The organism is Streptomyces sp. NPDC050535, assembly GCF_044457665.1.
Classification (GTDB): Bacteria; Actinomycetota; Actinomycetes; order Streptomycetales; family Streptomycetaceae; genus Streptomyces.
In genome coordinates this window covers 340,004-358,353 of sequence record NZ_JBITHE010000004.1, presented here as the reverse complement: position 1 = coordinate 358,353, position 18,350 = coordinate 340,004, and the positions used below count along the sequence as shown (strand labels likewise).

The following is an 18,350-nucleotide window of genomic DNA, read 5'->3' as shown; positions in this document are numbered from 1 at the left end:
AGTCGGGGACGGAGGGTGGTGCGTCAGTCGGTGAAGTCGCCCTGGTAGATGTCCGTGATGTTCCAGTGGCCGGGAGTCGGCACCGGTTCGTTGACCATGGGAACGTCGAGGACGGCGGGCCGGCGCCGGGCGATCGCGTCGGCCAGGGCCTTCGACAGGTCGGCGGGGGCGCCGATGCTGTAACCGTCGGCTCCGCAGGACCTTCCGAGGGCCGCGAAGTCCGGGCTGTACGGGCGGCCTTCGGGGTCGGTGAACTCGCAGCCGTAGGACCGGCCGAAAGCCGAGGCCTGGAGGTCGGCGATGGTGCCGTGGGCCCGGTTGTTCATCACCACGAAGACGACAGGCAGCCCCTGTTCGACCGCCATCGGCAGCGCGGGCAGCTGCGCGCCCATCCCGCCGTCGCCGATCATGGCGACCACCACGCGTTCGGGCTCGGCCAGTTGCACGCCGACCGCGGCGGCCGGTCCGAAGCCCATGGTGGAGGCTCCGCCGGGGGTGATGAACCGTCCTCCGTCGGGGAGTTCGTAGCACTGGGCGACGCCGTTCTTGTTCCAGCCGACGTCCGTGACGAGCACCGCGTCGTCGGGCAGTGCCGCCCGCAGGTCGGCGAGAATGCGCTGCGGCCGTAGCGGGAAGTCGTCGCTCCGACCCTCCTTCAGGGCACCGTCGAATACCGCGCGCCGGGCGCCCGCGATGGTCTCGCGCAGCCCCTCGCGCACCAGCGGCTCGGGCCGGGCCGCCCGCACTGCCGCGCCGATCGCCCGGACGGCGTGGCCCGCGTCGGCGACGGCGCCGATGTGGGCGGGATAGTTGCGCCCGATCTCGGCGGGGTCGATGTCGATCTGGATGAGCCGGCTCGACGACGTACCGTCCGCTCCGCCGAAGGACCAGGTGTACGCGGGATCCCACGAGCTGGCGTCCGTCTCCGCGAACCGGGTCCCGAGCGCGAGCACCACATCGGCGCCCTGGGTGTACTCGTGCGTGGTCGCCAGGCCCCAGAAGCCGGGCATCCCGAGCAGCAGCGGATGGCTGTCGGAGATCACGCCCTTGCCCATGAGGGAGTGGGTGAGCGGGATGTCGAGGTGTTCGGCGAGGTCCAGCACCGCCTGGCGCGCGGCCGGTTCGCGCAGTCCGCCGCCGAAGTAGATGAGGGGGCGCTCGGCGTTCAGCAGTTCCCCGGCGATGCGGTCGGCTGTCGCGTGGTCCAGGCCGGGGAGGGGCGCGCCGCCCGGCAGCGGGTACTGGCCGTCGTACTGCTCCACCTGCCGGTTGAACAGGTCCATCGGCACGTTGACGAGCACGGCTCCGGGACGTCCGGAGGTGGCGGTCCAGAAGGCGCGCTCGGTGGTCCGGGCCAGGTCCTGGACGCGGTGGACGTGCCAGGCCCGCTTGGTGAAGGGGCGGTAGATGGCGGTCTGGTCGGCGTCGGCGTGGAGGTTGACCTCCTGGTGCGGGTGACGTCCGTGGAAGTAGGAGGGGATGTCACCCGAGATGACGACGAGGGGGACGGAGTCGAGTGCGGCCGTGGCGACTCCGGTGACCGCGTTCATCATGCCGGGGCCGACATGGGTGAGCAGGACGCCGGGCTTGCCGGAGGCGCGGGCGTAGCCGTCGGCGGCGTGGGCGGCGGCCTGTTCGTGCCGTCCGATCACGAACTCGATCGAGCTCGGGCCGAGCGCGTCGAGCAGGGCGATGTTGGTGTGGCCGCAGGTGCCGAAGACGTACTCGACGCCGTACGACTCCAGTTGGCGGACCAGCGCCTTTGCCGCGATGACGGTCATGCGCCCGCTCCCGTGTCGGTGGCGTCGCCCCAGATGGACAGGTCCCTGAGCAGGAGGGTCTTGACGACCGTGTAGTCCTCGATCATCGAGCGGGGTGTCTCACGTCCGAAGCCGGAGCTCTTGACTCCGCCGAACGGCACATGGTCGAGGCGGTAGTTGGAGGTGCCGCCCACGATCAGCGCGCCGGTCTCCAGCTCCCGCCAGGCGGTCAGGACGCGGCGCATGTCGTGGGTGAACAACCCGGCCTGAAGGCCGTAGTGGCTCTCGTTGCAGGTGGCGAGGACCGCTTCGAAGTCGTCGTAGGGGAGGACGGCGACCAGTGCTCCGAAGACCTCGCGGGACACCACGGGGGAGTCCGGCGGCGGACCGGCCACGATGGTGGGCGCCGCGGTGGCACCCTCGCGGGTGCCACCGCACACCACGCGTGCCCCGGCCGCGGCGGCCTCGGCCGACCAGCGGACCACGCGTTCGGCCGCGTCGTCGTCGACCATCGCCCCCACGTCCGTGTCCGGGTGGAGCGGATCGCCGACCCGCAACTCGCCGACCGCGGCGGCGAAGTGGTCGAGAAAGGGCTCGTAACGCGAGGAGTGGACGTAGACGCGCTGGACGGAGACACAGCTCTGGCCGGAGTTGCTGTATCCGGTGCGCGCGCACTGCCGTGCCGCCTGCTCGAGGTCGGCGTCCTCGCAGACGATCGTGGCCGCGTTGCCGCCGAGTTCGAGCACGAGCCGCTTGGCGCCCGCGGCGCGTGCCACCTCCCGGCCGGTGTCCGCGCTGCCGGTGAAGCTGATGACGGCGACCTCGTCGGCCGCGCACAGCAGGGCTCCCACCTCGCCGCCGCCGTGCAGGAGTTGGACGGCCTGCGGTGGCATCCCGGACTCCAGCAGCAGGGCCACGACCGCGGCGGTGGCCGCCGGTGCCTGCGGCGGGCCCTTGACGAGGGTGGTGTTGCCGGCGGCGAAGGACGCGCCGAGTTTGTGGGCGAGGAGGTTGGCGGGGGCGTTGAACGGGGTGATCGCGAGGGCGACACCGGCCGGCGCGCGATAGGTGAAGGCGGTGTCGCCGACGCCACGGGCCCAGCCCGCGACGGGCAGGGTCTCCCCGCCGATCCGGCGGGCCTCGGCCGCGCACACGGCGAAGGTGTCCGCCACCCGGTCGACCTCACCCAGGCCGTCCCTGACCGGCTTGCCCAGTTCCAGGGCGAGCAGCCGGGCCAGCCCCTCGCGGTGTGCGGTGGCGGCGAGGGAGGCCCGGTCCAGGATGTCGGCGCGGAAGGCGGGCGCGAGTCCTGCCACCGTCCGGGCACCTGCCCTGGCACAGGCGAGAGCGCGGGCCACCTCCTCGCCGGTGGCCGTGGTGGTCCGGGAGACGACGCGCCGCAGATAGGGGCCGGTCCGGGTCAGCTCCGGGCCACCGCCGCCCCACTCACCGGCGACGAACGGCGGTGCCTCGGCGACCGCCATGTCCGAGCCGGCCTTGAGAAGAGAATCCAGCATGTCAGCTCCCAGAAAACCGTTCAGTGGTACTGGTGGACTGCTCTGTGGTTCGGCGTGTAACGTACGGGCGCCAACTCACGGTGACAAGGGGGAAGTTCGAGGAAGTTTCCGAGGCGATGGGGAGAGCACATGAACCAGGGCGAGCAGGAGCAGGCCGCAGAGGCGACCGGAGTCCGCAGCGTGCGCAGGGCTCTGGACATCCTGGGCCTGCTGACGGAGGACCGGCCCACGGTCACCCTGCGAGAGATCGTCGACGCCACCGGACTGGCGAAGACCACGGCGGTCCGCATGGTCCAGACCCTCGAACAGTGCGGGCTGCTGTGGGACACCCCGGCCGGCTACACCGCGGGCCCCGGCCTGTGGCGCTGGGCCCATCTGGCCCACGCGAGCTGGGAACTGCCCCGTGGGACCCGCAAGTTGTTCCAGGAGCTGGCCGAGGAACGGCAGGAGACCGTCAACCTCTTCATGCTGCGGGGCGTGTCCCGTGTCTGCGTCGCCCAGCAGGAGAGCCCGCAGCCGCTGCGGCATGTGGTGCGGGTCGGCGACGAACTCCCGCTGTGGGCGGGCGCCTCGTCCAAGATCCTGCTGCGTACCGCCCCGGACGGCCTGCTGCACCGGATCGCCGTGGCCTCCCCCTACGGCGCGAGCCACGCCAGGCAACTGCGCGTGTGGGCGGACTCGGCCGCGGAGCACGGCTTCGCCGTCAGCCGCGGCGAGCGCGACGAGGGGCTGACGGCCGTCGCCGTACCGGTGACGGGCCGTGGCGGCGCCGTCGTCGCCTCGCTCTCACTCAGCGGGCCCAGCCACCGGTTCCCCGAGTCCGTGCTCCAAGGGTTCGTCACCGCGTTGCAGGACGTCGCCCGGCGCATGTCCGACCAGGGTTTCGACCACCCGCTCAGCCCGCGCACTCCGACGAAGTGATCCCGCTGCAGAAGGAGCCGGTGCATGACCGAACGACCGCTCTCTGGCATCCGCGTTCTCGATCTCACCAATGTGCTCGCCGGCCCGTACTGCAGCTATCACCTGATGCTGCTCGGCGCCGAAGTCGTCAAGGTCGAACAGCCGGGACGGGGCGATCTCGCCCGCGCTCTCGGCCCCGACCCCGACCTCAACCGGGCTGGAATCGGCGCTTCCTTCCTGGCCCAGAACGCCGGCAAGAAATCCCTCGTACTCGATCTCAAGGACCCCGGTGACCGGGCCGACTTCGAGGAACTCGTGCGCGGCGCGGACGTACTCCTGGACAACTTCCGGGCCGGGGTGCTGACCCGCATGGGGTACGGCGCCGCGTTGCTCGACGAGCTCAACCCGCGCCTGGTCAGCTGCGCGATCACCGGCTTCGGGCAGTCCGGGCCGATGAGTTCGGCCCCGGCCTACGACCAGATCATCCAGGGCCTGTCCGGAATGATGAGCATCACCGGCACCACCGACACCGCGCCACTGAGAGTGGGGTTCCCCGTCTGCGACTCGCTCGGCGGTCTCGGCGCGGCCCTGGCCATCAGCGCGGCCCTGCTCGGACGCGAACGGACCGGCAGGGGCGCCCGCCTTGACGTCTCCATGCTGGAGGTGTCGCTGTCCGCGATGGGCTGGGCGGTCTCCAACTACCTGGTCAGCGGCGTGGATCCGGAGCCGATGGGGGACCAGAACGCGACCGCCGCCCCATCGGGAACGTTCGAGACCGCCGACGGGGGGCTGAACATCGCCGCCAACCGGCAGGAGCAGTTCGTCACCCTCTGCCGGCTGACCGGGCTGCCGCAGCTCGTCGACGACCCACGGTTCGCGGAGCGCGAGTCACGCAAACTCCACCGGGCCGCACTCAACGCCGAACTGAACGCCGCACTCGCCCGGAAGACCGCCCTGGAGTGGGAGGAGACGCTGTCGGCGGCCGGTGTCCCGGCGGCCCGCGTACTGACCGTTCCGGAAGCCGTGGAACTGGAACAGCTCGAGCACCGCGGCTTCTTCACCCGCCTGCCCTACCCGGACGGCTCCCCGCGCACCCTCCGGGTCAGCGGCAACGGCGTACTCGTGGACGGCGAGCCGCTGCCCGCGACGTCCGCGCCGCCACTGCTCGGCCAGCACGACGCCGAGCGGGCCGGGATCATCACCCGCTGGCGGGCGCGGAGCCGGACCGCCGGAGCGACGGGCTCGTGACCGGGGAGCAGGACGGCCTGGTCGCCCAGTGGTGGGCCACCGCCGTCAGCCGGGTCGAACCCGGCGTCATCGAACTGCGCGAGCACCCCATCCAGGACCTGATCGGCACCACGACATTCGTGGAGATGATCTGGCTGCTGCTCCGCGGCGAGCTGCCCGGCCCCCAACAGGCCCGGCTGCTGGAAGCGGCCCTGGTCGCGGGCGTCGACCACGGACCGCAGGCGCCCTCGATCGCCGCCGCACGGATGGCGGCGACCTGTGGAGTGGGGCTCAACAGCGCCGTCGCCACCGGGGTGAACCTGCTGGGCGACGTGCACGGGGGAGCCGGACAGCAGTGCGTGGAACTGCTCACCGAGATCACCGTCCGGCACGGGCAGGGAGCCGCGTTCGACGAGACCGTGGCCGAGGTCGTACGGGAATGGCGGTCCCGTTCGCGCTACCTCCCCGGCTTCGGACACCGCATCCATCCGGTGGATCCGCGACGGGATCCGCTCCTCGCGCTGGTGGACCGGGCCGTGGCGGACGGTCTCGTGGACGGAGCTCACCTGCGGGCCGCCCGCGGAGTCGAGACGTACCTGAACCGCGGGCGGGCGGGAAAGAAGCCCGTGCCCATGAACATCGACGGCGCCACCGCCGTCATCTACGCGGAGCTGGGCTTCGCCGCACCGCTGGCCCGCGGGCTGTTCGTCCTGAGCCGCAGTGTGGGCATCCTGGCCCACGCCTGGGAGGAGACCGGACAGGGCCGCCGCAACAAGAGCCCCATGCCGCCCAGCATGATCCCGGTTCACCTGGACGCGTCAACACCCCGTCGGTAGAAGGCGGTTGACCTGCATCCCGGGAAAACCCTCGGTCGCATCCCTTGCCAGGGACGTGTCACGTCCCTAACGTGACGACGCGTTCACGCCAACCCGTTCTGCGGTATCAGCGAACCATCCAGTGGACCTTGATCGAATCGAGGCAACGATGGAAAGACGCTCCTTCCTCCTCTCCGCCGCGGCAGGCGGCGCCGGCACGGTCACCGCTCTCAACTCCCCGGCGCACGCGGCCGAGATCTCCTCGGGCCCCGGCCTCGCGCTGCCCGTACCCCCGCAGTCCGCCGCGCTCGGTGTCAGCGGAGCCGACTGGCCCAAGGTCGGCGGCAACTACGGCAACCAGAACCACTCCACACTCCGCTCCCTCACTCCGAGGAACGTCAGGAAGCTCGGCGGGGCCTGGCACCTCAACCTGGAGGGTGGCTCCACCAGCAGCTACCAGCAGTGCACGATCGTGGTCCACGACGGCGTCCTGTACGTCGAGACCACCCAGCAGAACGTCTTCGCCGTCGACGGCAGGACGGGTGAGGTCATCTGGAAGACCAGCCTCGGCACCGAGACCACCAACATGCGCGGGGTGGCCGTCGCCGAGGGCAAGGTCTTCACCATCTCGGGCGCCAACGTCGTCTACGCACTCGACCGGAAGACCGGCGCGATCGTCTGGCAGAAGCCGCTGATCGTCGAGGACAACGGCGGCGACGACGGCTGCGACAACGACAGCGGGCAGTGCGGCGGCAACAGCGGCGGACTCGCGGGCGCGGTCGTCCACTTCGACGGCCTGATCTACGTCGGCACCGAGGGCTCCACCGCCGGGGCCCGGGGCCGCGGCTACGCGCTCGACGCGAAGACGGGCGCCGTCGTGTGGACCTTCTGGGGACCGCCAGGACCCGGCGAGTTCGGACACGACACCTGGGACGGCGACTCCTGGAAGACCGGCGGCGCCGTGCCCTGGATCCATCCGGCCGTCGACCCCGAACTCGGCCTGGTCTACTGGACGTTCGGCAACCCTTATCCCCGCACCGACGGTTCGTCCCGGGCCGGCGACAACCTCTTCGCCAACTCGATCGTGGCCATCGACGCCAAGACCGGAAAGCGGCGCTGGCACTTCCAGTCCGTGCACCACGACATCTGGGACGCCGACAACGTGATGGCTCCCGTCCTCGCCGATCTCCTCATCGACGGCAGAAAACGCAAGGTGGTCGTCTACGGCTCGAAGACCTGCTGGTTCTACATCCTCGACCGGCGCACCGGCGAGCCCGTCCACGGAATGGAGGAGCGGGAGGTCCCCCAGCACTCGGCCCAGAAGACCGCGCCCACCCAGCCCTTCCCCGGCGGCGAACCCTTCACGGACCCCTTCCCCCGCCTCGACAGGACGACCAGACCGGTGCCGTTCTACCCGGTCGGCGGGCTGTACTCGGTGTTCTGGGACCGGGCCACCATCCTCTTCCCGGGCGCGGGCGGCGGCGGTGACTGGGCCTTCCCGTCCTTCAGCCCGAAGACCGGCTACGTCTACATCGGCTACGGCCTCGTCAACTCCTCCTACTCCAACACCCGCGGAGGCCGCGTCAACACGGCCCGTCCGCTGGGCGAGTTGTTCGGCGGCGGACTGGTCGCCATGGACCCGCGGACCAACACCGTCGCCTGGCGCAAGGACGGCGACTGGTCCCTCGCCCACGGCAACGGCATCCTCACCACCGCCGGCAGGCTCCTCTTCCAGGGCCGCCCCGACGGCGTACTCGAAGCGATGGACGACACCGACGGCACCACCCTGTGGACCTGGCAGTGCGGCGCGGGCGTCAACACCATCCCGGTCAGCTACGAGATCGACGGAGAGCAGTACGTCGCCGTACTCGCCGGAGGAAACGGCCTGCCCTTCCCCGACATCCCACGCGGTGATCACCTGTGGGCGTTCAAGCTGGGCGGCACCGTCACCCAGGCCCCCGCACCCACCCCGCCCGCGCGCCGCAACCAGATCCGCACGGCCGCCGTGACCGGCGCGGCGGCGAACAACACCGTCACCCTCGGCCGGATCTGGAACGCCGCCGCCGGAGCCCCGGGATCGGTCGAGAACACCGTCGCCCAGAACGCCATGGCACCCCAGCACCTCACTGTGCCGGCCGGCACCACGGTCACCTTCTCCAACCCGGCCGACAACCAACTGGCGCACGGCGCCGCCGCGTTCTTCGACGCGGAGTTCGACACGGGCCTGCTGATGCCGGGCCAGTCGTACACGTACACGTTCGACAACGCCGGAGAGTACTTCTACAACGACCCGGTCTTCCCCCAGTCCACCGGCAAGATCGTCGTCCGGTGACTCCGGTGACTCCGGTGAGACCGGCGAGAGGACGGACCGTCATGGCAGCGGGGCCCCGCACGACCACCTCCCTGCTGGCCGCGGCCGTCGCCACCGCGCTCGTCGCCCTGGCCGCCTTCCTCGGCGCCCACCAGCAGGCGTCCGCGAGCGGCTCCGACAGGCCCGGCGGAGCCCGCGAACTCGGCGATCCCGACTACGGCGTCTGCCGGGGAGTCGGCCGCACCTGCTACCACGACTGGGGCAACTTCACTCCGGCGACCGACGGTTACCGGGTCCTCCTCTACACGCGCACCGCGGGCCCCCGCCACGCGAACCTCGGCCCGGCACTCGGCACGGGGCTCAACCCGGCCCTCGCCGACGCCAACGTCGTACAGAACGCACTCGTGAAGATGGGCAGGGAGAACGGCTTCGCCGTCGACTGGACCGAGGACGTCACCCAACTCGCCACACCGGCAAGGCTCTTCAACTACAACGCGGTCATCTTCTACTCCACCAGCCGGGACACCCTCGACGACGCCGGGCAGACCGCCCTGCGCCAGTACGTCCGCGGCGGCGGAGGCTTCGTCGGCATCCACAACGCCTTCGGTACGGAGTACAACTGGCCCTGGTACGAGGGCCTGTTGGGCGGCGCCAACTTCTACGACCACGGCCCCAACCAGCCCGGAACCGTCGTCACGCAGAACCGTCACGACGCTTCCACCAAGGACCTCCCGGCACGCTGGACCTTCACCGACGAGTGGTACAACCTCGTCCCCGCTCCCTCCGACGTCCGCGTCCTCGCGACCGTCGACACCTCCACGCTCGCCGAGGGGGTCACCGGCAACCAGGGCCACCCCGGTCACGGCAGGAACCAACCCGTCGCCTGGTGCCAGTACTACGACGGCGGGCGCGCCTGGCTGACCACCCTCGGCCACGACGCCAGGGACTTCTCGACCGACGGCTCCTTCCCCGGAGCCGAGCAGTTCCGGAAGCTGATCCTCGGCGGCATCGAGTCCGCGACGGGCCGACAGCCCTTCTGCGGCTGAGCCGCTCGAGAGCGGGCACGGCCGGCTCCTGATCACGCGATCAGGAGCCGGTCCCGCACAGACGCGGCTGACTTCCGGGTGCGGTCGGGCCTGGTCGGCGCGTCTCAGGCCGAGTCGCGGACGATGACCCGCGCGGGCGCCGGTTCGAGGTCCGAGACGCCGAGGCCGAGATCGTGCGGGGCGGTGAGCGCGCGTGCGCAGGGCGGCGTCGTCGCTGAAGGCCGCGACGGCCGTCACCTCGGGGTGGCAGTCCGGAACCGTTGTACGGCCCGTACGCCCGGCGCCCGCCGCCGGGACGTGACGAAGGACGCGACGGGGGCGAGACCGAGACTCTTCGCGAAGTGCGCGGCGAACCGAAGGCGGGCCTCGGCCACCGGGTTCGCGCCGTCCGGCAGGGCCAGGGCGAGGTGCGTGTGGCCGCGCTCCGCAGGGCGGAGTGGGCGGCGAGTCCGTCCTGCGCCTACTCAGGGGCAACATCGACTTCGTCGTCCTGTCCCGCGCGGTGCTCTGGCACGCCGAGGATCACGTCATCCGCGACGGCAACCGAACCATCGTCTTCGCCCGATGACGTGATCCACGCGGCGGAACCGTGTGCGCGGGGTGACGGGTCAGGGCTGGAGAGGCATCGTCCAGCAGTTGGAGGAGGCCGGCTTGCCGGAGAGGCGGTCGGTGAGCCAGGCGATGGCGTCGCCCTGGTCGGTGATGAGCGGCACCAGGTGGTTGGTGAGGATCTTGTCGCCGAGGTTCGGCAGATTGATGGCGTCGTAGGTGACGTCGGCGCCCTTGCGGCACCAGTCGACGGCCAGCTGCCTGGCCTGCCCGTGCGGAACGATGTCGTCCTGGATGCCGGTGGCCAGCCGCACCGGGCCGGCGGGCTTGGCGGTGCCGATGCGCTGACTGTCGAGAACGGCCTTCGCACGGGGGTCGGCGGCGATGATGTCCGCGATGGACCGGCCGTCGTTGGTCCACTTGTTGCTCTTGGTGAAGCCGTATCCGAACAGCGCGTCGCCGACGCACATGGTCGACGCGTCCGCCAGGGCGGCCTTTCCGGTGGCGTTGATGTTCGCGTCGACGACCGCGCGCAGGTCGGGGTAGGCCTGGGCGAATCCGCTGATCGACCAGGCCAGCGCACCGGCGAGCGCACTGCCGTCGATGCCCTTCATGACCGAGGTGAGGTCCGCCGGGGGCGCGCCCGCGTAGGTTCCGGCCAGCGGGACGTCGGGGGCGTAGGAGGGCTGGAGTTCCGCGGCGGCCGCGCTGGCGCCGCCGCCCTGGCTGTAGCCGTACAGGCCGGTGCGGGACGCCGCGGTGACCGATGCCCCGGGGACCGCGCGGGCGGCACGGGCGGCGTCCAGCAGGGCGTGTGCCTCGTCGAGGCGGTTGACGTAGGTGTGCAGGCGGTCGGTGGCGCCGAGGCCGACGTAGTCGGTGACGACGACCGCTGCCCCGGTGGACAGGATCCGGTAGATCGCCAGGGCCTCGTAACCCACCGACACCGTCTCGCCGTTGAGGGTGAGCGGGTGCTGCAGGGTGAAGGACGGCGCGCACTGGTCGCCCTGGCCCATGGTCCCCGAGGCCACCGCGACAAGCGGGCGCGGGCCGGTGCCCTTCCAGGCGGCCGAGGGCTCTATGTAGGCACCGGTCACGGCGACGGGCAGCCCGGCGGAGTCGGTGGACCTGTACATCAGGCGGGTCGCGGTGCCCGGCATCGGGCGGCCGTCCAGGCCGGGAATGCTCAGTCCGAGCGGCAGGGCCTCGGTCCGTATCAACGCGCCGTTGGTGGCGGGCAGTTCGGCCGGGGGGTTGTAGAACACGGGAATGGTGACCCCGCGGGAGACGACGGGTGCCGTCGAGGCCGCGGAGACCTGGCCCGCGCACAGGCCCACGCAGACGGCACCCGCGACCGCGCCTGCCAGCAGGCGCGGTCCGGCCGGGGAGGAATGGCGGGTGGCCGGAGCCGCCGGCTGTGCGGCGTTCCTTGCCGAGGGGGTGGAAGGGGTGCTCTTGCGGCTCATGGGTTCGTTCCTCGCTCGTCGGGTGTGTCTTCTGGGCATGGGCATGGGCGGCTCCGTGGCTGGGGCGGAGACGCCGTCCGGTCGGTGCGGCCGACCGCGCCGTCCGGCAGGGGCCGGAGGCGATCGCAGACCGGGGACATGGCGGCAGTTATTGGCGTGCGCATGCCAAATGCTGGCCCGTGGTGCTGGGGTTACCCGCGGGTTACTTACTGCACGGTAAGTCTGCGTGTCAGTCAGTGACAAGACGTCTGCATGCGTCATTTCCGAACGGCTCGCTATGCTGCGGTGGCCGGCGACAGAGGGTGGTGGAGCGAGGGTGCGCGAGGCGCCGTCCGCGGAGCAGGGGCAGTTCACGGGAGCGGTTGCCAGGCCGTCGCTCGCTCAACGGCGCAAGGCGGATCTCCGTTTCGAGATCGCCCGCGAGGCTGTCCGCCTCTTCGCCTCGCAGGGCGTCACCGGTACGACGGGGGAGCAGATCGCCCAGGCCGTGGGGGTCTCGGCCCGCACGCTGTGGCGCCATTTCCCCACCAAGGAGAGCTGCGTACTGCCCCTGCTCGCGGTGGGGCTCGACTTCGCCGTGGACCGCCTGCGCCACTGGCCACCGGAGACGAGCCTGCTGGACTTCTTCACGGACTCCTGCTGGAACGGCGAGCTGCCTTCCGCCACCCCCGCGATTCTGGACCTGATCCGCATGACCTCCACCGACCCGGCGTTGCGCGCCGTCTGGCTCCAAGCCCACGACGACGCCCTGCCCGTCCTCGGAAGGCTCCTCGCCCAGCGATCCGGCAACGACGTCGACGACCTGAGAGTGAGAGTGCACGCGGCCACCATCAACGGCGCGTTGCGTGCGGCTGCGGAGGACTTCGCCCGGCGGTACGCGGATGATCCCGGGGCTTCGGCCGACGAGATCGTCACCTGCCTCGTCGCGGCCCTGCGTGCGGCCTCGGAGGGGCTGCCCTACTGAGCTCCGAAGGGGGCCGATGTCCCTCGGGGAGGAAACTCCGGGCGCGCAGGGCGGATCTGGCCTGAGCCGACCCAAGTCGTGCTGAAGAGGGGGCGGTTCCCTGACCGCACAGCAGACTGTCCCGTGGGCGTGGCCGACGAGTGTAGGAAACGTCTACGCCGTTCCCCGTGCAGTCCGCTGCACGGGGAACGGCGTAAACGTTTCCCCAGGTCGATTTACGAGGCGAGGTCAGTGGACGAGGCCCTGGCGCGCGATCAGTGACTCGTGGATCTCGCCGGCCCGGATGGCCGTGGTGGACAGCAGGGTCGAGGTCAGTCCGTGGGTGTGCTCGGTGCCGCCCTGGAGGTAGATGCCCGCGGTGACCTCCGACGCGACCTCCACGCGGTGGTCGCGCCCTACCCGGACGGCGTCACCGTCGTCACGCAGGCAGTACTTGGACGATTCGCCCAGCAGGGTGCCGATGTCCTGTGAGCGGTAGCCGGTGGCGTGGACCAGGAGGTCCGCGTCGAGAGTCTGCCGCTCGCCGGTCGGCAGGAACTCCACCGTGACACCGAGGCGGTCGTCGAGGACGTCCACCTGGCGGATGCGGGAGACATTGAGGAAGCGCAGCCGCTCGTGGCCCTGCACCTTCTCGCGGTACGCGGTCGCGTACAGGGCCTCGATGAGATCCATGTCGACGACCGAGTAGTTGGTGGAGCGGTGGTAGTCGACAAGGGACTGCTTCACCTCGGACGGCGCCCGGAAGTAGATGTCGACGGCTTCCGGGTCGAAGATCCGGTTGGCGAAGGGGCTGTCGTCCGCGGGGGTGTAGCCGTACTTGGCGAACACCGCGCAGATCTCGGCCTCGGGAAAGGAACGGTGGAGGTAGTCCACCGCCTCGGCGGCGCTCTGCCCCGCGCCGAGGACGACCACCCTGCGTACGGGGGCGCCCGAGGCCTGGACCTCGGCGACCCGTGGCATCAACTGGCTGTTGTGCCATACGCGTTCCGACAGCTCCGTGCCCGGCGGCAGATGGGGTTCGAGGCCGACGGCCACGCTGATGTTGCGCGCCCGGTGGACCACCGTACGGGTCGGGTCGCCCGCGTCGCGGCAGGTGACGTCGAGGTGGGAGATGTCGCCGTCCTCGTCGCGCACCGTCTCGACGGACAGCACCTCGGAGGAGTAGTCGACGAGGTGTCGGACCCGGGCGGCGGCCCACTCGAAGTAGTCGTGGAACTCGACACGGAGCGGGAAGAGGGTCTTCTGGTTGAGGAAGTCCACCAGTCTGCCCCGTTCCCGCAGGTAGCACAGGAAGCTGAAGTCACTGGTCGGATTCCGCATCGTGACAAGGTCCTTGAGGAAGGACACCTGCATGGTCGCGTCGTCGATGAGCATGCCCCGATGCCAGCCGAAGCGTGGCTGCCGCTCGAGGAAGCGAGCGTTGAGACGCCGCTCCTGCGGAAGTTGTGCGTTGTGCTCCTCAACGGCTATGGCCAGTGCCAGATTTGACGGCCCGAAACCTATTCCGAGGACATCGTGAATGACATGTGGCCCGCTGTGCGGATTTTCCACCGTTGCATCGCCTCCCTCAGCGCGGCTCATAGTAGATAAGGTAAGGCTTACCTTGCAATAACGCCGTTGAAGGGAAGAACCGCATGCGGGTCGTCATGTTCGGCTATCAGACCTGGGGCCACCGCACGCTGCAGGCGCTTCTGGGCTCCGACCACGAGGTCGTCCTCGTCGTCACCCACCCCAGGAGTGAGCACGCGTACGAGAAGATCTGGGACGACTCGGTCGCGGAACTGGCCGCGAAGCACGACGTTCCGGTGCTGCTGCGCAACCGTCCCGACGACGCCGAACTGCTCGACACCCTGCGGGAGGTGGCCCCGGACATCATCGTGGCCAACAACTGGCGTACCTGGCTGCCTCCGGAGATCTTCGACCTGCCGCCGCACGGCACGCTCAACATCCACGACTCGCTGCTGCCCGCCTACGCGGGCTTCTCGCCGATCATCTGGGCTCTCATCAACGGCGAGGAGCGGGTAGGCGTCACCGCACACCGGATGAACGGCGAACTCGACGCCGGAGACGTGCTGATCCAGCGCTCGGTGCCGGTGGGCTCCGCGGACACCGCGACCGACCTGTTCCACCGGACCGTGGATCTGATCACCCCCATCGTCCGTGAGTCGCTGGACCTGATCGCCGCGGGTGAGGACCGCTGGCAGCCGCAGGACCGCACCCGCGCCAGCTTCTTCCACAAGCGGTCCATCGAGGACAGCCGGATCGACTGGTCCTGGCCCGCCGAGGACCTGGAACGACTGGTGCGAGCCCAGTCCGACCCGTACCCCAGCGCCTACACCCACCACCGTGGCGAGCGGATCCGCATCGTGTCAGCGGCCGTCTCCGAGGCACGGTACGGCGGAACGCCCGGCCGGATCTTCATCAGGGAGGGCGACGGCGTGGTCATCGTGGCCGGGGCGGACGCCCGTGGCGGAAAGAGCCGCGGTCTGCTCATACGCCGGCTGCGCACCGAGGACGGCACCGAGCACGCGGCGCAGGACTACTTCCGCACCATGGGCGGCTATCTGACGGCCCGCCCCTGAACGGCCCTACCCGCCGGCCCTGTTGGGGCGGACTGTCCCGGGTGCGCGCCCGGGTCGGTCCGCGCCGACGGGGACCGTGTCGTGATGGCGGCCCATCGGAATCACCAGCGGGGTACCGCTGACCGGGTCGGTGGTGACCTGGCAGCGCAGCGAGAAGACGTCCTCGACGGTGGCGGCGGTGATCACCTCGGCCGGCGGACCCTCGGCCACGATGCGCCCGGACTTCATGGCGATGACGTGATCGGCGTACCGGCAGGCCTGGTTGAGGTCGTGCAGCACCATCACCACCGTGCGGTTCTCGCGGCGGTTGAGGTCCGTGATCAGGTCCAGGACGTCGATCTGGTGGGCCAGGTCCAGATACGTGGTGGGCTCGTCCAGCAGCAGGACGGGCGTGCCCTGGGCGACCGCCATGGCGATCCAGGCCCGCTGGCGCTGGCCCCCGGACAACTCGTCCACCGTGCGGTCGGCGAGGTCGGTGAGACCGGTCGACTCCAACGCGCTGTGCACGGCGAGTTCGTCGGCCTTGGACCACTGCCGCCACCAGGTCTGGTGCGGTGAACGGCCCCTGCTCACCAGGTCGATGACGGTCAGCCCCTCCGGGGCCACCGGCGTCTGCGGCAGGATGCCGAGCTGCTGGGCCAGTTCACGGGCGGGTATGGAGCGCAGCGCCTTGCCGTCCAACTGCACCGAGCCCGCACGAGGGGCCAGCAGCCGGGCCAGCGCACGCAACAGGGTCGACTTGCCGCAGGCGTTGGCCCCCACGATGGCGGTGATCCGGCCGGGCTGGAGCGCCAGGTCGAGATCCTCGACGACCACGCGGCTGTCGTACGCCAGGTGCAGTCCCTTCGCCCGCAGGTCGGGTCCCGGGGACGGGACGGCGGGGGAGCCGGATTCCGGCTCGGTGCCGGGAGCGGAGCCCGCGTCGGGGCGGGGAGCCTGGCCAGGGGTGGTGGTCGTCATGGGTCAGCCTCCTGTGCCCGCGCGGTTGGCGCGGATGAGCAGCCAGAGCAGCACCGGCGCGCCTAGGACGCCGGTGACGATACCGACCGGCAACTCGGTGCCGGAGATCGCCTCGCGTGCGATGAGATCGGAGCCGAGGACGACCAGCGCGCCGGTCAGTCCCGCGGCGAGCGGCGGCGGCCACGCGGTGCCGACCAGCCGCTGGGCGATCTGCGGGGCGGCCAGCGCCACGAAGGCGACCGGTCCCGCCGCCGCCGTACCGAAGGCGATCAGTCCCACACCGGTCAGCATCAGGGCCAGCCGGACCGGCTGTACGGGGGTGCCGAGGCCGGTGGCCACGTCGTCGCCGAGTTGCAGGGTGCGCATCCAGCGGCCGAACCCCAGCGCCACGGGTACCAGGACGGCCATCGCGACGGCGAGCGTGGAAACCTGATGCCACGTACGCCCGTTGAGGTTGCCGACCAGCCAGCCGACGGCGGCCTGCGCCTCGAACTGCTGCCCCCGCGCGAGCAGGAAGTCGGTGGCGCTGGTGCAGATCCAGGACACGCCGATGCCGACCAGGATGATGCGGTAGCCGGTGGCGCCGTGCTTCCAGGCCAGCGCGTACACGACCAGGGCCGTGGCCAGCGCGCCGAACAGGCCGAGGCCCTGGGTACCGAGCCCGCCGTCCCAGCCGAGCACGATGCCCGCCACGACGGCGGTGCCGGCCCCCTCGGTCAGGCCGATCATGTCCGGACTGGCCAGCGGGTTACGGGTGATGGTCTGGAACAGCGCGCCGGAGATCCCGAAGGCGATGCCGACCAGCAGGCCGGTCAGCGCGCGTGGCAGCCGCAGGTCCTGTACGACGATGACCGTCGCCGGATCGCCGGAGCCTGCCAGCGCCTTGACCACCTCGGGCAGGCTGATCGGATAGTCGCCGATCGTCACGCCCCAGCAGAACAGCAGGAACACCCCGACGGTCAGGGCCACGGAGACCAGCATCAGGCGTGGCCGCAGTACCCCGGAGACGGGCGGAGCGGTGAGCCGGAAGGGCCTGCGGTCCCAGGGCGTCCGGGGGCGGCGCGCGCCGGAGCCGGTGGTGACGGGTGCGGTCACGCTCACACCTCCGCGAGCTTGCGTCGGCGGACCAGGGCGATGAAGAACGGGCCGCCGACGAACGCGACGAGCACCCCGGCCTGGATCTCCACGGGCCTGTCCACTGTTCGTCCCAGGATGTCGGCGGTGAGCAGCAGGCAGGGTGCGAGGGCCGCCGAGAGAGGCAGCAACCACCGGTTGTCGGGGCCGAGTCCGGCCCGCTGGGCGAGGATCCGCGCGAGGTGCGGGACGACGAGACCGAGGAAGACGACCGGGCCGATGACGGCGACCGACGCGCCGGTCAGCAGCATGACGGCGGTGACGCCCTGGAGCCGTACGAGCCCCAGCCGCCGCCCCAGTGAGGCTGCCACGTCGTCGCCCAGGGCCAGGCTGTTGAGGGCCGGCGCGCAGGCGATGGCGAGCACCGCGCCCACGGTGATGAAGGGCAGGATGCGCGTGATCACGTCGCTGTCGGGGGTGGCGAGCGAGCCGGCCGACCAGAAGCGGTAGCGGTTGAGGGCGTCGGGGTCGGTGAGGACGACGGCGCTGGTGAGCGACGAGAGCAGCGAGGTCACCGCGACGCCGGCGAGCGCCAGTTTGACGGGGGTGGCGCCGGAACGCCCCATCCTGCCCAGCATGAAGACCACCACGCTGGCGACGAGCGCTCCCGCGAACGCGAACCACACGTACCCGTAGAACGATCCGACGCCGAGCACCGCGACGGCGACCACGATGGCGAAGGAGGCGCCCGCGCTGACCCCCAGGATCCCGGGGTCGGCGAGCGGGTTGCGGGTCAGGGCCATCATCAGGGCGCCGGACAGGCCGAGTGCGGCGCCGGTGGTGAGACCGAGCACGGTGCGCGGTACGCGCACCGACCAGACCACGTCCTCGACCGTCCGGTTCGGCGGGTGGCCGAAAATCGCCTGGACGACCTGGACCGGCGGGATGCTCAGGGCGCCGAGGCCGACCGACAGCAGGCACAACAGGGCGAGTACGGCGGCGATCGAGCCCACGAGCAGGAGGGGCCGCAGCCTTTTCGCCCGGGTCACCGGCCTGACTCCACGACAACATCCTTAGGTTAGGCAGGCCTTAACTCTAGCGCTCTGAGCTGTCCGGTTCCGCGTGCGCGAAGAGGGGAAGGGTATGCCGGGGGCTACTAGTTAGGTAATCCTTACCTTA

15 protein-coding genes are annotated in these 18,350 nt (G+C 70.8%); 8 read left to right on the top strand and 7 right to left on the bottom strand.

Going from position 1 to position 18,350, the window contains the following annotated elements; translation table 11 throughout:
* Positions 1-23 precede the first annotated feature (23 nt).
* Both ACIBLC_RS12245 and ACIBLC_RS12240 read right to left on the bottom strand, forming a co-directional pair.
* On the bottom strand, positions 24-1,781 hold the full coding sequence (locus ACIBLC_RS12245) for a thiamine pyrophosphate-binding protein (protein WP_399210768.1): 1,758 nt from the start codon (positions 1,779-1,781) through the stop codon (positions 24-26).
* Positions 1,778-3,277, bottom strand: a complete 1,500-nt coding sequence (locus tag ACIBLC_RS12240) for an aldehyde dehydrogenase family protein (protein ID WP_399210767.1) — start codon at positions 3,275-3,277, stop codon at positions 1,778-1,780. Before ACIBLC_RS12240 ends, ACIBLC_RS12245 begins: the two co-directional genes overlap by 4 nt.
* Positions 3,278-3,406: 129 nt before the next feature.
* Between ACIBLC_RS12240 and ACIBLC_RS12235 the strand changes: the two genes are divergently transcribed.
* The 6 genes from ACIBLC_RS12235 to ACIBLC_RS12210 all read left to right on the top strand — a co-directional run bounded on the left by ACIBLC_RS12235 (position 3,407) and on the right by ACIBLC_RS12210 (position 10,144).
* Complete coding sequence (locus ACIBLC_RS12235; RefSeq protein WP_399210766.1) at positions 3,407-4,198, top strand: IclR family transcriptional regulator; 792 nt, start codon at positions 3,407-3,409, stop codon at positions 4,196-4,198.
* A gap of 24 nt (positions 4,199-4,222) precedes the next feature.
* Positions 4,223-5,425, top strand: coding sequence for a CaiB/BaiF CoA transferase family protein (locus ACIBLC_RS12230; protein ID WP_399210765.1), 1,203 nt, complete (start codon positions 4,223-4,225; stop codon positions 5,423-5,425).
* On the top strand, positions 5,422-6,240 hold the full coding sequence (locus tag ACIBLC_RS12225; RefSeq protein ID WP_399210764.1) for a citryl-CoA lyase: 819 nt from the start codon (positions 5,422-5,424) through the stop codon (positions 6,238-6,240). The genes ACIBLC_RS12230 and ACIBLC_RS12225 overlap by 4 nt, the downstream gene beginning before the upstream one ends.
* 148 nt (positions 6,241-6,388) lie before the next feature.
* Positions 6,389-8,551 carry a PQQ-binding-like beta-propeller repeat protein gene (locus ACIBLC_RS12220; RefSeq protein ID WP_399210763.1) on the top strand — a complete coding sequence of 721 codons (2,163 nt, stop codon included), beginning with the start codon at positions 6,389-6,391 and terminating at the stop codon, positions 8,549-8,551.
* Positions 8,552-8,592: 41 nt separating this feature from the next.
* Positions 8,593-9,576 (top strand): ThuA domain-containing protein, encoded by a 984-nt coding sequence (locus tag ACIBLC_RS12215; protein ID WP_399210762.1) that lies wholly within the window; start codon positions 8,593-8,595, stop codon positions 9,574-9,576.
* Positions 9,577-10,012: 436 nt separating this feature from the next.
* The gene (locus tag ACIBLC_RS12210; protein ID WP_399210761.1) at positions 10,013-10,144 is read left to right on the top strand and encodes a hypothetical protein; all 132 of its coding nucleotides are present in this window, start codon (positions 10,013-10,015) and stop codon (positions 10,142-10,144) included.
* A gap of 40 nt (positions 10,145-10,184) precedes the next feature.
* Here ACIBLC_RS12210 and ACIBLC_RS12205 read toward each other — a convergent pair whose 3' ends face one another.
* Positions 10,185-11,591: a lipase family protein gene (locus ACIBLC_RS12205; RefSeq protein ID WP_399210760.1), complete on the bottom strand. Its 1,407-nt coding sequence runs from the start codon at positions 11,589-11,591 to the stop codon at positions 10,185-10,187.
* Positions 11,592-11,907: 316 nt separating this feature from the next.
* Between ACIBLC_RS12205 and ACIBLC_RS12200 the strand changes: the two genes are divergently transcribed.
* Positions 11,908-12,555: a TetR family transcriptional regulator gene (locus ACIBLC_RS12200; protein ID WP_399210759.1), complete on the top strand. Its 648-nt coding sequence runs from the start codon at positions 11,908-11,910 to the stop codon at positions 12,553-12,555.
* Between the two features lie 228 nt (positions 12,556-12,783).
* On the opposite strand, the gene ACIBLC_RS12195 is transcribed toward ACIBLC_RS12200, so the two are convergent.
* A complete protein-coding gene (locus tag ACIBLC_RS12195) occupies positions 12,784-14,136 on the bottom strand; it encodes a lysine N(6)-hydroxylase/L-ornithine N(5)-oxygenase family protein (RefSeq protein ID WP_399210758.1) in 1,353 nt (450 codons plus the stop codon).
* Between the two features lie 53 nt (positions 14,137-14,189).
* Here ACIBLC_RS12195 and ACIBLC_RS12190 point away from each other — a divergent pair, with 53 nt between their 5' ends.
* On the top strand, positions 14,190-15,137 hold the full coding sequence (locus ACIBLC_RS12190; RefSeq protein ID WP_399210757.1) for a methionyl-tRNA formyltransferase: 948 nt from the start codon (positions 14,190-14,192) through the stop codon (positions 15,135-15,137).
* A gap of 6 nt (positions 15,138-15,143) precedes the next feature.
* Here ACIBLC_RS12190 and ACIBLC_RS12185 read toward each other — a convergent pair whose 3' ends face one another.
* The 3 genes from ACIBLC_RS12185 to ACIBLC_RS12175 are packed head-to-tail and all read right to left on the bottom strand — an operon-like array spanning position 15,144 to position 18,220.
* Positions 15,144-16,097 carry an ABC transporter ATP-binding protein gene (locus tag ACIBLC_RS12185; protein ID WP_399210755.1) on the bottom strand — a complete coding sequence of 318 codons (954 nt, stop codon included), beginning with the start codon at positions 16,095-16,097 and terminating at the stop codon, positions 15,144-15,146.
* Positions 16,098-16,100: 3 nt separating this feature from the next.
* Complete coding sequence (locus tag ACIBLC_RS12180; protein ID WP_399210754.1) at positions 16,101-17,192, bottom strand: FecCD family ABC transporter permease; 1,092 nt, start codon at positions 17,190-17,192, stop codon at positions 16,101-16,103.
* Positions 17,193-17,194: 2 nt separating this feature from the next.
* Positions 17,195-18,220: a FecCD family ABC transporter permease gene (locus tag ACIBLC_RS12175; RefSeq protein ID WP_399210753.1), complete on the bottom strand. Its 1,026-nt coding sequence runs from the start codon at positions 18,218-18,220 to the stop codon at positions 17,195-17,197.
* Between the last annotated feature and the right edge of the window lie 130 nt (positions 18,221-18,350).

Excerpts from the sequence above, each read along its gene's own strand:
- ACIBLC_RS12235 (WP_399210766.1), top strand. The coding sequence starts at position 3,407 with ATGAACCAGGGCGAGCAGGAGCAGGCCGCAGAGGCGACCGGAGTCCGC.
- ACIBLC_RS12215 (WP_399210762.1), top strand. The coding sequence starts at position 8,593 with ATGGCAGCGGGGCCCCGCACGACCACCTCCCTGCTGGCCGCGGCCGTC.
- ACIBLC_RS12185 (WP_399210755.1), bottom strand. The coding sequence starts at position 16,097 with ATGACGACCACCACCCCTGGCCAGGCTCCCCGCCCCGACGCGGGCTCC.
- ACIBLC_RS12240 (WP_399210767.1), bottom strand. The coding sequence starts at position 3,277 with ATGCTGGATTCTCTTCTCAAGGCCGGCTCGGACATGGCGGTCGCCGAG.
- ACIBLC_RS12245 (WP_399210768.1), bottom strand. The coding sequence starts at position 1,781 with ATGACCGTCATCGCGGCAAAGGCGCTGGTCCGCCAACTGGAGTCGTAC.
- ACIBLC_RS12205 (WP_399210760.1), bottom strand. The coding sequence starts at position 11,591 with ATGAGCCGCAAGAGCACCCCTTCCACCCCCTCGGCAAGGAACGCCGCA.
- ACIBLC_RS12220 (WP_399210763.1), top strand. The coding sequence starts at position 6,389 with ATGGAAAGACGCTCCTTCCTCCTCTCCGCCGCGGCAGGCGGCGCCGGC.
- ACIBLC_RS12190 (WP_399210757.1), top strand. The coding sequence starts at position 14,190 with ATGCGGGTCGTCATGTTCGGCTATCAGACCTGGGGCCACCGCACGCTG.
- ACIBLC_RS12230 (WP_399210765.1), top strand. The coding sequence starts at position 4,223 with ATGACCGAACGACCGCTCTCTGGCATCCGCGTTCTCGATCTCACCAAT.
- ACIBLC_RS12195 (WP_399210758.1), bottom strand. The coding sequence starts at position 14,136 with ATGAGCCGCGCTGAGGGAGGCGATGCAACGGTGGAAAATCCGCACAGC.